Annotated in this window: 10 protein-coding genes; 6 read left to right on the plus strand and 4 right to left on the minus strand. The window is 72.5% G+C overall.

The annotated features are described in order from the left end of the window. Positions 1–53: 53 nt before the first annotated feature. Both AB0G11_RS33245 and AB0G11_RS33250 read right to left on the minus strand, forming a co-directional pair. On the minus strand, positions 54–1,394 hold the full coding sequence (locus AB0G11_RS33245; protein WP_219509420.1) for a HAMP domain-containing sensor histidine kinase: 1,341 nt from the start codon (positions 1,392–1,394) through the stop codon (positions 54–56). A gap of 56 nt (positions 1,395–1,450) precedes the next feature. Beyond that, positions 1,451–2,944: a glycoside hydrolase family 13 protein gene (locus AB0G11_RS33250; RefSeq protein ID WP_357590611.1), complete on the minus strand. Its 1,494-nt coding sequence runs from the start codon at positions 2,942–2,944 to the stop codon at positions 1,451–1,453. Between the two features lie 285 nt (positions 2,945–3,229). Here AB0G11_RS33250 and AB0G11_RS33255 point away from each other — a divergent pair, with 285 nt between their 5' ends. From AB0G11_RS33255 to AB0G11_RS33275, 5 genes are read left to right on the plus strand one after another with little or no spacing between them, the layout of a single operon-like run. After that, positions 3,230–4,510, plus strand: a complete 1,281-nt coding sequence (locus AB0G11_RS33255) for an extracellular solute-binding protein (RefSeq protein ID WP_357590613.1) — start codon at positions 3,230–3,232, stop codon at positions 4,508–4,510. Between the two features lie 4 nt (positions 4,511–4,514). Next, on the plus strand, positions 4,515–6,077 hold the full coding sequence (locus tag AB0G11_RS33260; RefSeq protein WP_357590615.1) for an ABC transporter permease subunit: 1,563 nt from the start codon (positions 4,515–4,517) through the stop codon (positions 6,075–6,077). A 2-nt stretch (positions 6,078–6,079) separates the two neighbouring features. Next, positions 6,080–6,913 carry an ABC transporter permease subunit gene (locus AB0G11_RS33265; RefSeq protein ID WP_219509438.1) on the plus strand — a complete coding sequence of 278 codons (834 nt, stop codon included), beginning with the start codon at positions 6,080–6,082 and terminating at the stop codon, positions 6,911–6,913. Between the two features lie 7 nt (positions 6,914–6,920). Then, positions 6,921–8,714, plus strand: coding sequence for a glycoside hydrolase family 13 protein (locus AB0G11_RS33270; RefSeq protein WP_308125956.1), 1,794 nt, complete (start codon positions 6,921–6,923; stop codon positions 8,712–8,714). A 46-nt stretch (positions 8,715–8,760) separates the two neighbouring features. Then, entirely contained in the window at positions 8,761–10,011 is a 1,251-nt protein-coding gene (locus AB0G11_RS33275) for a right-handed parallel beta-helix repeat-containing protein (protein ID WP_219509424.1), read from the plus strand. Positions 10,012–10,027: 16 nt separating this feature from the next. Here the strand turns inward: AB0G11_RS33275 and AB0G11_RS33280 are convergent, their stop codons facing one another. Together AB0G11_RS33280 and AB0G11_RS33285 are read right to left on the minus strand one after the other, a co-directional pair. Further along, positions 10,028–10,558 (minus strand): hypothetical protein, encoded by a 531-nt coding sequence (locus tag AB0G11_RS33280; RefSeq protein ID WP_219509425.1) that lies wholly within the window; start codon positions 10,556–10,558, stop codon positions 10,028–10,030. Positions 10,559–10,817: 259 nt separating this feature from the next. Continuing rightward, the gene (locus tag AB0G11_RS33285) at positions 10,818–11,369 is read right to left on the minus strand and encodes a TetR/AcrR family transcriptional regulator (RefSeq protein WP_219509426.1); all 552 of its coding nucleotides are present in this window, start codon (positions 11,367–11,369) and stop codon (positions 10,818–10,820) included. A 53-nt stretch (positions 11,370–11,422) separates the two neighbouring features. Between AB0G11_RS33285 and AB0G11_RS33290 the strand changes: the two genes are divergently transcribed. After that, complete coding sequence (locus AB0G11_RS33290) at positions 11,423–14,557, plus strand: cytochrome P450 (RefSeq protein ID WP_357590617.1); 3,135 nt, start codon at positions 11,423–11,425, stop codon at positions 14,555–14,557. The last annotated feature ends 69 nt before the right edge of the window (positions 14,558–14,626 follow it).

The following is a 14,626-nucleotide window of genomic DNA, read 5'->3' on the forward strand; positions in this document are numbered from 1 at the left end:
CTAGAGGGACCGATTGAACTGGCAGCGTCCCCGTCCTGAACTTTCCGTGTGCCTCAGACGGCGGGCAGCCGGAGCACGAAACGGGCGCCGTCGGGGTGGTCCTCGACCCGGATCTCGCCGCCGTGCGCCATGGCCACGTCGCGGGCGATGGCCAGGCCGAGGCCGGTGCCGCCGGCGTCGCGGCTGCGGGCGGCGTCCAGGCGGGTGAAGCGCTCGAAGATGCGCTCGCGGTCCTCCTCGGCGATCTGCGCGCCGTCGTTCTCCACGGCCAGCACCGCCTGGCCGTTCTCCCGCGAGACCGTGACGCGCACCCGGCTCTCGGCGTGCCGCTGGGCGTTGTCCAGCAGGTTCGTCAGCACCCTGACGAGTTGCAGGCGCACGCCCTGCACGGCGACGCCCTCCTCCAGCTCGGCCCGTACCGGGATCTTGTCCTTGCGGGTGGCGAGCTCCTGGCGGACCAGTTCGGCCAGGTCGGTGCGCTCCTTGGCGACGTCGACGCGGGAGCCGATCCTGGCCAGCAGGAGCAGGTCGGTGATGATGGCCTCCAGCCGGTCGGTGTCGCGCAGGCAGCTCTTGACCAGCGCCTGCACGTCGGTCTCCTCCGGGTAGAGCTCGGCGCTCTCGAGCTGGGCGCGCAGCCCGGCGATGGGGGTGCGCAGCTCGTGGGAGGCGTCGGAGGCGAACTGCCGCTGCTGCAGCGCCGAGCGCTCCAGCCGGGCCAGAGTGCCGTTGACGGCCCGGGCGAGCTGCGCCACCTCGTCCTCGCCGCGCGGCTGCGTCACCCGGCTGCTCAGGTCGCCGACGTTGACCTCGTCCAGCTCGGCCCGCATCGCCGCCACCGGGCGCAGCGCCCAGCCGGTGACGGCCCAGGTGGCCCAGGAGGCGAGCGCGACCAGGGCGCCGAGCTGGGCGGCCACGGTGACCTCCAGCGTCCGGGTGGCCAGCACCGACGGGGTGCGGCGGCCGGCGTAGACGACGGCCGCGCCGGGGTCGTGGGAGACCCGCATGGCCGTCAGGTGCAGGCACTCGCCGGAGCGGCAGCTCGTCGTGTCGATGGCGCCCGCGTCGGGCGGCGGGCGCACGCCGCTGATCGGCGGCCGGTTGCGGGCGGCGTCGCTGGCCGCCACGACGGTCCCGTCGGGGGCGACGACCTGGATGAGGTCGATGGACGGGTCCGGCACCGGCACCGTCGCCCCGGGCCTGAGCGCGCCGGTGCGGACCTCGGTGACGGTGCGGCCCGCGCTGTCGCGGGTGTCGGACCACACGGCGTCGGCCACCAGCGACCTGGCGATGATCACGCTGCCGACGGCCACGGGCGTGAGCACCAGGGCGGCGACCGCCGTGGCGACGAGGGTGACGCGTCCGCGCAGAGAGCGGGCCCACAGGCGTGACACCCACCGAGGCTACAAACCGCAGTCACTCGCGCATGCCGCCTGCGGGCAAAGTATGGTCAATGCTGCAGCCAAACGGCGGTGTCCGGCGGGATCGCGCCGCCGGCGGGCAGCGGGCCGCTCGCCAGCAGCACCCGCCCGCCCAGGCCCGGGTCGACCGGCTCCTCGCCGGTGTTGAGCACCACGGTCAGGCCGGGCTCGCGCCTGATCGCCAGCACGTCCCTGGGGGAGTCGAGCCAGGTCAGCGTGCCGCCGCCGAGCGCCGGGTGCTCCCTGCGCAGCCGCAGGGCCGCCCTGTAGAGGTTGAGCGTGGAGGCGGGGTCGTCCTCCTGCGCCTCGGCCGACAGCGCCGTCCACTCCGCCGGGATCGGCAGCCACGGGTCGCGCCAGCCGCAGCCGGGCCCGGCCGTCCACGGCAGCGGCACCCGGCAGCCGTCGCGGCTCTCGCCGGTGCGCCGGAAGGCCGGGTCCTGCCGCAGCTCGTCGGGCAGGTCCAGCACCTCGGGCAGGCCCAGCTCCTCGCCGTTGTAGAGGTAGGCCGAGCCGGGCAGCGCCAGCATGAGCAGGGTGGCCGCGCGGGCGCGGGCCAGGCCGCCGTGCCGGGTGACGTGCCGGGGCTTGTCGTGGTTCGACAGCACCCAGGTGGTCGGCGCGCCCACCAGCTCCGCCTCCGCCAGCGACTTCTCGATCACCGTACGGAACGACTTGGCGTGGAAGTCGGCCATCATGAACTCGAAGTTGAACGCCTGGTGCAGCTCGTCCGGCCCGATGTAGCGGGCCAGCCGCTCCGGCGACGACACCCACGCCTCGGCCACCGCCATCCGGCCGCCGGGGTAGGAGTCGAGGATCGGCCGCCACTCGCGGTAGATGTCGTGCACCCCGTCCTGGTCGAAGTACGGCACCCGCTCGTCGCCCAGCATCTCGGCCTGGCGGCCCTCCTTGGGGCCGACGTCGGGCAGCCCCTCGGCCTTGATCATGCCGTGCGCCACGTCGACCCGGAAGCCGTCGACGCCCCGGTCCAGCCAGAACCGCAGGATGTCGCGGAACTCGGCGCGCACCTCCGGGTTCTCCCAGTTGAGGTCCGGCTGCTGGGGGGCGAACAGGTGCAGGTACCACTGCCCGTCGTCCACCTGGGTCCAGGCGGGGCCGCCGAAGATCGACTCCCAGTCGTTGGGGGCGTCGCGGAAGATGTAGCGGTCGCGCAGCCCCGCCCGGAACCACGGGTGGCGGTCGGAGGAGTGGTTGGGCACCAGGTCCACGACGACCCGCAGGCCCAGTTCGTGCGCGTCGCCGATCAGCGCGTCGAAGTCGGCCAGCGTGCCGAACATCGGGTCGACGTCGCGGTAGTCGGCCACGTCGTAGCCGCCGTCGGCCATCGGGGAGGTGTAGAACGGGCTCAGCCAGATCGCGTCCACGCCGAGCCTCTTGAGGTAGCCCAGCCGCAGGCGCACCCCTTCCAGGTCGCCGACGCCGTCCCCGTTCGCGTCGGCGAAGCTGCGGGGGTAGACCTGGTACACGACGGCGTCGCGCCACCAGTCGTCGTTGTCGGGCATGGCTGTCCTCCCCGGGGGTGTCCGTGATGTCTGGTGCAGGATGGCGTGCCCGATCGGCTGAGCGCAAGTTGCCGAAAGTTGCAGATCGCCTCTGCGCTGGGCCGGGCGCGTTTCCCTCGGCCCGTACGGTGTGGATCGGGTAACGCTCGATTGCAAGTTCTTCCAATTCTTGCAAAGAGCCGCTAACGTCCCGGTCACATAAGCCGCGAAAGCGGTCCTGTTAACGATCTTTGGTGGCGGCGCACGCTCAGGTGTCGCCCATCCTCCGTGACCTCAGGAGGTCTCATGAGCAAGCGAGCTCTGGGTGTGGCCGCTTTCGCGTCCCTGGCCTTCGCCACCGCGGCGTGCGGCGGCTCCGACCCGGCCGCGCCGTCGGCCGCGCCCACGGCCGGGGCGAGCGGATCGGCGTCGGCCCCCGCCGCGGCGGGGGGCACGCTCGTCATCTGGGCCGACCCCAACCGGGTCAAGGCGCTCAAGCCGTTCGCCGACCAGTTCGGCACCGAGAACGGCGTGACCGTCGAGGTCAAGGAGATCAGCAAGGACAACCAGACCGTCTTCCTGACCGCCTCCCAGCAGGGCAGCGGCCCCGACGTGATGGTCGGCGCGCACGACTGGATCGGCAACCTGGTGCAGAACGGCGCCATCGACCCGGTCAACCTGACCGAGGAGCAGAAGAGCGCGTTCTCCCCGATCGCGATGAAGGCCGTCACCTTCGACGGCCAGGTGTACGGCGCCCCGTACGCCGTCGAGAACATCGCGCTGATCCGCAACACCGACCTGGCCCCCGACGCGCCCGCCAGCATCGAGGAGATGGTGAAGACGGGCAAGAAGCTGAAGGACGACGGCAAGGTCGAGGAGATCCTCTGCCTTCCGGTCGCGCAGAAGGGCGACGCCTTCCACGCCTACCCGATCTTCGCCTCCGGCGGCGGCGCGCTGTTCGGCACCACCGCCTCCGGCGACCCCGACCCCAAGAAGGTGCTGCTCGGCTCCGAGGGCTCGGTCAAGGCGTTCGGCAGGTTCAAGGAGCTCGGCGAGAAGGGCGACGGCGCGCTCAAGACGTCGATCACCAACGAGAACTACATCACCAGCTTCGCCGGCAAGAAGTGCGCCTACCTCATCTCCGGCCCGTGGGCGATGACCGACGTGAAGAAGGGCGGCTTCGGCTACGACATCACGCCCGTCCCGTCGTTCGAGGACGGCGAGCCGGCCACCCCGTTCGTCGGCGTGCAGAGCTTCTTCGTCGCCTCCAAGGGCAAGAGCAAGACCCTCGCCCAGGAGTTCGTCACCAACTACGTCACCAACAAGGACGTGGCCAAGGCGCTGTACGAGGCCGACCCGCGGCCCCCGGCGCTGGCCGAGACCCTCGAAGAGGTCAAGGCCGCCGACCCCGACGCCGGCAAGTTCATGGACGCCGGCAAGGACGGCATGCCGATGCCCGCCATCCCCGAGATGGCCGCGATCTGGGAGCCGTTCGGCATCGCCGAGGCGGCGGTCGTCAAGGGCGGCGACCCGGCCAAGGCGGCCGCGGCCGCGCAGAAGGCCATCGACGGCGCGCTCAAGAACTGACGTCATGGCTCCGGACGTGCCCGGGGCCGCGGAGCGCGCTCCGCGGCCCCGCCGCAACATCACCACCGCCTTCGTGGTGAGCCGGATCGCGGTGCTCGCCGTGGCGGCCGCGATCCTGCTCTACGCCGTGCCGCCGCTCGTCGCCGCCGAGTCCTGGCTCGGGCTCGGCGTGCTCGGCGCGGCCACGGCGCTGATCGGCTACCTCTACCTGACGCCCCGCCTCGTCCCGGCCAAGTACCTGGTCCCGGGCACCGTCTTCCTCATCGCGTTCCAGGTCGTGCCCGTCGTCTACACGGTGACGACCGCGTTCACGAACTTCGGCGACGGCCACCGGGGCAGCAAGCAGGACGCGGTCGTGGCCATCGAGACCGGCTCGGTCCGCCAGGCGCCCGGCTCACCGGAGTACGCGCTGACCGCCGCGCTGCGCGACGGCGAGCTGGTGTTCCTGCTCGTCGACCCCGACACCAAGCAGGCCGGGCTGGGCACCGCCGAAGGGCTGGAGCCGCTGGCCGGCGCCCGGGTGGGCGTCACCGGCAAGGTGCTGAGCGCACCCGGGCTCACCGTGCTGAAGGCGCCCGAGGCCGCCGCCCGCGCCAAGGAGATCTCCGCGCTGTCCGTGCCCACCCCCGGCGGGGCGATCAAGGCCAACGGGCTCAGCCGCGCCGTCGAGGGCAGGGCCGCGCTCGTGTACGACGCCGCCTGCGACTGCGTGCGCGGCGAGGGCGGGCCGTGGACCGCCGACGAGAGCCAGGGCTACTTCGTCAACGCCGCCGGCGACCACCTGGCGCAGGGCTGGCAGGTCGGCGTCGGCCTCGACAACTTCGCCCGGGTGCTGACCAACCCCACCATCTCCGGCTACTTCGCCGGGGTGTTCGGCTGGAACGTGGTGTTCGCGCTGGCCTCCGTCGCCGGCACGTTCGCCCTCGGCATGTCGGTCGCGCTGGCGCTGCACCATCCCCGGATGCGCGGCACCAGGATCTACCGGATCGCGATCGTCCTGCCGTACGCCATGCCCGCCTTCGCCATGCTGATGGTCTGGCGCGACATGTTCAACCGCGACTTCGGCCTGATCAACCAGCTGTTCGGGCTGGACGTCGACTGGCTGGGCGAACCGCTCACCGCCAGGCTCGCGGTGATCCTGGTCAATCTGTGGCTCGGCTTCCCGTACATGTTCCTGGTCACCACCGGCGCGCTCCAGGCGATCCCGCGCGAGCTGACCGAGGCCGCCTCCATCGACGGCGCGACGCCGTGGAAGGGCTTCCGCAAGGTCACGCTGCCGCTGCTGCTGGTGGCGCTGACGCCGCTGCTCATCTCGTCGTTCGCGTTCAACTTCAACAACTTCAACGCCATCGCGCTCACCACCGACGGCGGGCCGTTCCCGGCGGAGAACCCGCAGGTGGGAGCCACCGACCTGCTCATCACCTACACCTTCCGGCTGGCGTTCGGCGCGGGCGGGGCGCAGTTCGGCTTCGCCGCCGCGGTGTCGGTGTTCATCTTCGCCATCGTGGCGATCATCTCGGCGACGGCGTTCCGGCGCACCCGCAAGCAGGAGGAGGTGTACGCGTGAAGATGGCGCTCAGGCACGCGTTCGCGCTGGCGGTGTGCGCGTTCGCGCTGTTCCCGATCGTGTTCGTGCTCTCGGCCGCGATCAACCCGCTGGGCACGCTGGCCTCCACCGACCTGCTGCCGACCGGGTTCGGGCTCGGCAACTTCGCCGACCTGTTCGGCTCGGACGTCTACCCGTTCGGCCGGTGGTTCTTCAACTCGGTGTTCATCGCGCTGACCGCCTCGTTCGCCAGCCTGCTGCTGTCGATGTTCGCCGCCTACGCCTTCAGCCGGATGCGCTTCGCCGGCCGCCGGGCCGGGCTGCTGGCGTTGCTGCTCATCCAGATGTTCCCGCAGTTCCTGGCCATCGTGACGATCTTCATGATCTTCACCAGGGTGACCGAGCTCTACCCGGCGTTCGGCTTCGACACCGTGTGGGGGCTGCTGCTGCTCTACCTCGGCGGCGCGCTCGGCGTGAACACCTGGCTGATGAAGGGCTTCCTCGACACCATCCCCAAGGAGCTCGACGAGGCCGCCACGGTCGACGGCGCCACGCACGCGCAGATCTTCTGGCGGGTCATCATGCCGCTGGTCACGCCGATCCTCGCGGTCACCGCGCTGCTGGCGTTCATCGGCACGATGAGCGAGTTCCTCATGGCCAGCGTCTTCCTGCGCGACCCGGAGAGCAAGACGCTCGCCGTGGGCATGTTCGGGATGATCGCGGGCGACAACCGCAACGCCAACTTCGGCATGTTCGCCGCCGGCACGCTGCTCACCGCGATCCCCACCGTGGGGGTGTTCCTCTGGCTGCAGAAGTACATCGTCTCCGGCCTGACCGCCGGAGCCGTCAAGGGATAGGAATCACGTGCGCCTGATCGACGAGCCGCATCACGACGGCTCCGCACTCTACGTCTCCGCCCAGGCGCCCGAGCTCGGCTCCACGGTGACCCTGTGGCTGCGCGCCCCGCGCGCCGCGGGCGTCACCGGCGTCCACGTACGCGCCGTGCACGACGGCGAGCCCCGCTACGCGCCCGCGTCCGTCGACGCCGCCAGGACCGCCCGCGCGGTCGGCGGCTACGGCGCGGGCGACGTGTGGTGGCGGGCCGAGGTCACCGCGGTCAACCCGGTGACCCGCTACCGCTTCCTGCTGGAGACCGCGCGCGGGCAGCGCTGGCTGACCGCCGCCGGGCTCGTCCGGCACGACCTGCCCGACTCGGGCGACTTCCGGCTGGTCTGCCACGCGCCGCCGCCCGCCTGGATGGCCGGCTCGATCGTCTACCAGATCTTCCCCGACCGCTTCGCCGCCTCCCGGCCGATGCGCGAGCTGCCCGGCTGGGCGCTGCCGCGCGACTGGGACCGCGACCCCGTCATCCCGCACGGCCCCGGCACCGCCGAGCAGTTCTACGGCGGCGACCTCGACGGCATCACCGAGCGCCTGGACCACATCGAGGCGCTGGGCGCCGACACCGTCTACCTGACGCCGATCTTCCCGGCCCGCTCCAACCACCGCTACGACGCGGCCACGTTCGACCGGGTCGACCCGCTGCTCGGCGGCGACGAGGCGCTGCACCGGCTGTCGGACGCCCTGCACGCGCGCGGCATGCGGCTGCTCGGCGACATCACCACCAACCACACCGGCGACTCCCACGAGTGGTTCACCGCCGCCGTGTCCGACGTGCGCGCGCCCGAGCGCGAGATGTACTTCTTCGACCCGGACACCGGCGACTACGCGTCGTGGTGGGGCTTCAAGTCGCTGCCCAAGCTCGACTGGAGCAGCGAGCTGGTCCGCGCCCGCATGCGCGAGGTGCTCACCCGCTGGATCGGGCCGTTCGACGGCTGGCGCGTCGACGTGGCCAACATGACCGGCCGGCTCGGCGCCGCCGACCACGCCCACGAGGTGGCCGCGATGCTGCGCCGCGCCCTGCCGCCGCAGGCCGCGTTCATCGCCGAGCACAACCACGACGCCTCCGCCGACCTGGACCGCGACGGCTGGCACGGCACCATGAACTACGGCGGCTTCACCCGGCCCGTGTGGGCCTGGCTGCGCGGCGACGACCCCGGCCTGGAGCACTTCCTCGGCGTGCCCGGCGGCGTGCCCCGCCGCGACGGGACCGACGCGCTCGCCACGTTCCGCGCGTTCGCCTCGCACCTGTCGTGGCGCTCGCTCGTGCACTCCTGGCAGCTCCTCGACTCCCACGACTCGCCGCGCATCCGCACCGTGACCGGCTCGCGCGAGCGCCACCTGGTGGCGCTCGGCCTGCAGGCCACGCTGCCGGGCACGCCCATGGTCTTCGCCGGCAGCGAGTACGGGCTCACCGGCGTCAACGGAGAGCACGCGCGCACCCCCATGCCCTGGAACCGCCCGGCCGACCAGGATCTCGTCACCCTGGCCGGCTACCGCACCCTGCTGGGCCTGCGCCGCGCCGAGCCCGCCCTGCGCCACGGCGGCCTGCGCTGGCTGCACGCCGACGCCGACTGCCTGGTGTTCGCGCGGGAGACGTACGAGGAGACGCTGGTGGTGTGCGCGCGCCGCGCGCCCGGCCCGGAGCTGCGGCTGGGCACGCACGCCGAGGGGGTGCACGACGCGCCCGACGGCGACGTGCTGCCCGGGGACGGGCCGTCGTTCCGCGTCTGGCGCCTCGCCCCGCGATCACGCTAAGTTGGCACATCTCCGTGCAACGTTCAATTAGATAGTGGTGTCACGTATGAGGTTACTGTCCGTGGCGGTCCTGGCCACGCTCCTGCCCGCCGTCCCCTTGCAGGCCGCGGCCCAGGCCGGCACGACCTACTACGTCGACTCCAAGGCGGGCGACGACTCGGCCGCGGGCACGTCCGAGTCGGCCGCCTGGAAGTCGCTGGACGCGGTCAACGCCACCTCGCTCCAGCCGGGCGACACCGTCGCGATCCGGCGCGGCAGCACGTTCAGCGGCTCGCTCACCCTCACCGCCAGCGGCACCGCGGCCGGCCCCATCACCGTCAAGGCGTACGGCAAGGGGCCGCTGGCCAGGATCAGCGGCCGCGACGCCGACTGCGTCGTCATCTCCGGCAACCACTGGAAGGTCAGCGGCCTGCGCGCCTCCGGCTGCCGCTGGGCCGGCTTCCGCGTCGAGGGCGACCACAACACGCTGTCCGGCGTCGAGGCCGACCGCAACATCGCCGGCGCCGTCATCGCGCCCACCGGCGCCCGCAACACCGTCCGCGACAGCACCTTCACCGCCAACAACCGGATGAGCATCGCCGACAAGGGCGGCGACAACGACTCCGGCGCGTTCGGCATCCTGCTCAACGGCGACGACAACCTCGTCACCGGCAACACCATCACCGGCAGCTACGCCAAGAGCCCCGACTACGGCTACGACGGCGCCGCCATCGAGGTGTTCGGCGGCAACCGCAACCGCGTCACCCACAACCGGGCGCACGACAACAACACCTTCAGCGAGCTCGGCGCCAAGAAGGGCGACACCGCCACCGGCAACGTGATCGCCTTCAACGTCGTCACCTCCACGCTCAGGAGCGGCTCGTTCCTGGTCACGCGCGGCCCCCGGCACATCGTCGGCCCGGTCAAGGGCACGATCGCGGTGCACAACTCGGTCTACATGCCGGCCAGGAAGACCATCGGCTGGTCCTGCCACGACGGCTGCTCCCCGTCGATCCTCAAGCTCCGCAACAACGTCGTCGTCGTCGGCGGCCAGGCGGGCTTCGAGGACGGCTCCGGCGCCGACGAGGCGGGCAGCGTCTACCGGGCGCGCAGCGCCCGCTTCAAGCTCGGCGCCGGCTCGGTCATGGCCGACCCGAGATTCGTCTCCGCGACGAACCTGCGGCTGCGGCCCGGCTCCCCGGCGCGCGGCCGGGCCGTCCGCCTGCCGGCCGCCTGGTACGGGGGCGCCGAGCTGGCCAGGGACTTCACCGGCAGGCCCATCCCGGCCGACCCGCACGCCGGCGCCTACCAGCGCTGACCCCGCCCCGGGCGGCTCAGCCGATCCCGTAGCGATCGGCCATCCACGCGTAGACCTGCCGGGCGGCCCGCTCGTCGCCCAGCAGGTGGATCAGCCGCGACGTGCGGCGGGTCAGCACGCAGGCGAAGCTCTCGGCGAACAGCTCCGAGACGTCCTCCCGGTACGGCGGGGCCAGGTGGGCGCGGCGCAGCGCGTGCAGCACCACCCACCACGGCTCCGCCGACGGGCGCCCGTCGGAGTCGTCCAGCGCGTGACCGAGCTCGTGGCCGCACACGTTCACCGAGGGCGAGGGGACGCTGCCGACCGCGATGCGGCGCAGCGCCGGGTCGTAGACGCCGGCGCTGCGCTCCCACGTGCCCTCCTGCTGGGGGAGCGGCAGCGCGCGCAGCTTCTCGAAGGCCGGCAGGTCGGGAACGGCTCCAGGGCCGACGACCAGGCCGCCGCTCAGGTGCTCGGCCAGCCGCCCCGCCAGCCGCCGGGGGACCGCCGCCAGCGTCATGACGGCCAGCAGCGACTCGGCCGGCGGGAAGGCGCCGGGCACCCACATCCGGGTCAGGCGGTGTTCCAGGACACCGACATGGAGCCACCCGGGCCATGCTCTGCTGGGCCTCACCACACCGCGCTCTCTCCGCGCTCTCAGCACGTCTTTCCGGTGGCCGCCCTCCGCGGCCGGATTCCATGATTGCCTATTTACCGGTGAGGAGCGGCTGATCGCGCCAACGACATGCTTGGCCCGAAAAATGACCTCATCTTTCAGCGGCCCCGGGCCCGCCTGAGCGAGAGCGCCCAGGAGGTCAGGCCGGGGGTCAGGCCGGGCGGTGGGCCAGCCCGTGGACGATCAGGTCGAGGACGGTGTCGAACGCCGGGCCCGGCTCGGCGATCAGGCCCTTCGTCTCGGCCAGCACGAACCCCGACATGAAGGCGTGCAGCACGTCGCCGGTGCGCTCGACGTCGGGCCCGGGCACGCCGGCCGCGCGCAGGATGCGGTGCAGCACGCCCCAGATGCCGCCCTCGTGGGCGATGCCCGGCTGCTGGTGGGCGTAGGCGTAGGCGAACAGGGCCGGGTAGGCGCGGGCGAGCGCGTGGTAGGCCAGCGCCAGCGCGCGCAGCTGCTCCTGCCACGGCGTGCCGTCGTCGGGCGGCAGCTCCAGCCGGTTGGCCATGCCGACGCAGATCTGCTGGATGAGCGCTTCCTTGCTCGGCACGTGGTGGTAGAGCGACATCGGGTTCACGTCGAGCTCGGCGGCCAGCTTGCGCATCGACAGGGCGTCGACGCCGCCCTCGTCCACCATGCGCAGGGCGGCGGCGTGGATCTCGCCGAGGGTCAGAGGAGCGCCCCTTCGCGCACTGGTAGCCATACGGTGTATGGTAGCAGCCATACGGTGTATGGCAACAAGCATTGGGAGTGCTCATGACGGAGATCCCGGCCCCCAAGGGCCTGCCGATCCTCGGCAACGCGCTGCAGATCCCCTCACACTCGCCGTCGGCCTACTTCGAGGAGCTGGCCGGCCGCTACGACCAGGGGCTCTACCAGGTGGACCTGGCCGGCCGGAAGGTCCTGTTCGTCTACGACCCCGACCTGGTGGCCGAGGCGTGCGACGAGAGCAGGTTCGTCAAGCGGATCGACCCGCCGCTGTCGATCGTGCGCGACTTCGGCGGCGACGGCCTGTTCACCGCCGAGCAGGACGAGCCCCTGTGGGGCCAGGCGCACCGCATCCTCATGCCGGCCTTCAGCCAGCGCTCGATGAAGGCGTACTTCCCGCAGATGCTGGAGGTCGCCGAGCAGCTCGTCGCCTCGTGGGCCCGCCGCCAGGGCGAGGACCTGCCCGTCGCCGACGACATGACCCGGCTCACGCTCGACACGATCTCGCTGACCGGCTTCGGCTACCGGTTCGGCTCCTTCGACACCCCGGAGCTGCATCCCTTCCTGCGGGCGATGGGCGGCGCGCTGACCGAGGCCATGCACCGCAACCAGCAGCTCCCGCTCCTCACGCGGCTCAAGTGGCGCGAGGAGGAGGCATACCGGCGCGACATCGCCGTCATGCGCGAGCTCGTCGACGAGGTGATCAAGCAGCGCCGGGGCGGCACGGAGAAGTCGCAGGACCTGCTCGGCCTCATGCTGGAGGCCGCCGACCCGCGCACCGGCGAGCGCCTGCCCGACGACAACATCCGCGACCAGGTGCTCACCTTCCTCATCGCCGGCCACGAGACCACCAGCGGGCTGCTCTCCTTCGCGCTGTACAACCTGCTGCGCGAGCCGCACGTGCTCGCCCGCGCCTACGACGAGGTCGACAGGCTGCTGCCGGGCGACGAGCCGCCCACGTACGAGACGATCATGAAGCTGGACGTGATCCCGCGCATCCTCGACGAGACGCTGCGGCTGTGGTCGCCCATCCCGGCCTTCGGCGTCAACGCCGTCGCCGACACCACGATCGGCGGCCACCCCATCCCGGCGGGCACCCGGATCGGCGTCCTGCTGGGCCCGCTGCACCGCAGCCCCAAGGCGTGGGAGCGGCCCGAGGAGTTCGACATCGACCGCTGGCTGCCCGAGGGCAGGAAGAGCCACCACCCGGCCGCCTACAAGCCGTTCGGCAACGGCGAGCGGGCCTGCATCGGCCGCCAGTTCGCGCTCACCGAGGCCCGGCTCGCGCTGGCCATGATCCTGCGCCGCTTCGCCGTGTCCGACCCGGCCGTCTACCGGATGCGGATCAAGCAGACCCTCACCGTCAAGCCCGACGGCTTCACCGTGCGGGTGCGCGAGCGCCGGCCGCACGAGCGCAGCGTCGCCGTGCCCGAGCGGCCGGCCGAGCACGGAGACGTGCACGGCGACGAGCGGCAGGACGTCACCGTGAGCGGCGTCCCCCTCACCGTCGCCTACGGCTCCAACCTCGGCACCTGCGCCGACATCGCCGAGCGGCTGGCCGAGCGGGCCGGCCGGGCCGGCTTCGCCACCACGCTCGTCACGCTCGACGAGCTGGAGCCGCCCGAGGGCGGGCTGCTCGTCGTGGTCGCCTCCTCTTACAACGGCAAGGCGCCCGACAACGCCCAGCGCTTCGACGCGCTGGAGAGCCTGCCGCCGCTGACCGGCGTGCGGCTCGCGGTGCTCGGCGTCGGCAACACCCAGTGGCCCACCTACCAGGACTTCCCGCGCCGCGCGTACGCCAAGCTCACGGCGGCGGGCGCGGAGCCGCTGGTCGAGCGGGGCGAGGCGGACGCCGACGGCGACCTCGACGGCGACGTCACCGCCTGGACCGGCAAGCTGTGGGCGGCCGTCGCCGACGTCTACAGCGCCTCGGCCGCCGACGCCGGCCCCCGCTACGAGCTGGAGGTGCTGAGCGAGGCCGAGGTCAGGCCCGCCGTCGTCTCCGCCCGCGCCGTGCCGCTGACCGTCGTGTCCAACGAGGAGCTGACGGGCGACCCGGCCGGGCTGTGGGACTTCTCCCGGGAGGCGCCGCGCCCCGGCGTCCGCTCGATCGTCGCCCGGCTGCCCGAGGGCGTCACCTACACCGCGGGCGACCACCTGGCCGTCTTCGCCAAGAACGACCCCGAGCTGGTGGAGTGGGCGCTGCGGCTGCTGCGCGTGCCCCGCGAGCAGGTCGTCCGGCTGCGCGCCCGCACCTCCAGCCACCTGCCGCTGGACACGCCGGTGACCGCCGGGCTGCTGCTCACCGAGTTCGCCGAGCTGCAGGAGGTCGCCACCCGCGCCGACCTGGAGGCGCTGGCCGCCCACACCGGCTGCCCGTGGACCAAGGGCCAGCTCGCCGCCCTGACCGACGCGTACGCCGACGAGATCCTGGCCAAGCGGGTCTCGCCGCTGGCGCTGCTGGAGCGGTTCCCGGCGATCGAGCTGCCGCTGCCCGCCTTCCTGGAGATGGCCGGGCCGATCAAGCCGCGCTACTACTCGATCTCCTCCTCGCCGCTGGCCGCCCCCGGCCTGGTCCGGATCACCGTCGGCCTGGTGGAGGGCCCGGCCTGGTCCGGCAGCGGCGAGTACCGGGGCATGTGCTCGGCCTACCTGGCCGGCCTCGGCGAGGGCGAGGTCTTCTACGGCTACGTGCGCGAGCCCGCGCCGCCGTTCCGGCTGCCGGAGGACCCCGCGACCCCGGTGATCATGGTGGGCCCCGGCACCGGGTTCGCCCCGCTGCGCGGCTTCCTGGAGCACCGGGCGCTGACCGGCGCCACCGGCCCCGCCGAGGTGTTCACCGGCTGCCGCCACCCCGAGCACGACTGGCTCTACCGCGACGAGGTGGAGGCGTGGGCCCGGCAGGGCGGCGTGCGCGTGCACACCGCGTTCTCGGCCGTGCCCGGCCACCCGCACCGCTACGTCCAGGACGCGCTCGCCGCCGCGGGCGACGCCGTGTGGGACCTGCTCGAACGGGGCGCGTACGTGTACGTGTGCGGCGACGGCCTGCGGATGGCGCCCGCCGTCCGGGCCGCCCTGTCCGCCCTGTACCGCGAGCGCACCGGCGGCGGCGCGGGCGAGGCGGAGACCTGGCTGGCCGGGCTGGAGGAATCCGGCCGCTACCAGCAGGACGTCTTCGCCTGACGCCGGTATGAGGTGCCTCCCGCGAGGGAAGAGGGCAGGGGGGCGATTCGCGCATCATGTGCGACATAT

This window comes from Nonomuraea sp. NPDC023979, assembly GCF_040639085.1.
Lineage (GTDB): Bacteria > Actinomycetota > Actinomycetes > Streptosporangiales > Streptosporangiaceae > Nonomuraea > Nonomuraea ceibae.

What these genes read in the sequence shown, in the direction of transcription:
- AB0G11_RS33285 (WP_219509426.1), bottom strand. Translation starts at nt 11,369, where the DNA reads ATGGCTACCAGTGCGCGAAGGGGCGCTCCTCTGACCCTCGGCGAGATC.
- AB0G11_RS33260 (WP_357590615.1), top strand. Translation starts at nt 4,515, where the DNA reads ATGGCTCCGGACGTGCCCGGGGCCGCGGAGCGCGCTCCGCGGCCCCGC.
- AB0G11_RS33290 (WP_357590617.1), top strand. Translation starts at nt 11,423, where the DNA reads ATGACGGAGATCCCGGCCCCCAAGGGCCTGCCGATCCTCGGCAACGCG.
- AB0G11_RS33275 (WP_219509424.1), top strand. Translation starts at nt 8,761, where the DNA reads ATGAGGTTACTGTCCGTGGCGGTCCTGGCCACGCTCCTGCCCGCCGTC.
- AB0G11_RS33280 (WP_219509425.1), bottom strand. Translation starts at nt 10,558, where the DNA reads ATGTGGGTGCCCGGCGCCTTCCCGCCGGCCGAGTCGCTGCTGGCCGTC.
- AB0G11_RS33255 (WP_357590613.1), top strand. Translation starts at nt 3,230, where the DNA reads ATGAGCAAGCGAGCTCTGGGTGTGGCCGCTTTCGCGTCCCTGGCCTTC.
- AB0G11_RS33250 (WP_357590611.1), bottom strand. Translation starts at nt 2,944, where the DNA reads ATGCCCGACAACGACGACTGGTGGCGCGACGCCGTCGTGTACCAGGTC.
- AB0G11_RS33265 (WP_219509438.1), top strand. Translation starts at nt 6,080, where the DNA reads ATGGCGCTCAGGCACGCGTTCGCGCTGGCGGTGTGCGCGTTCGCGCTG.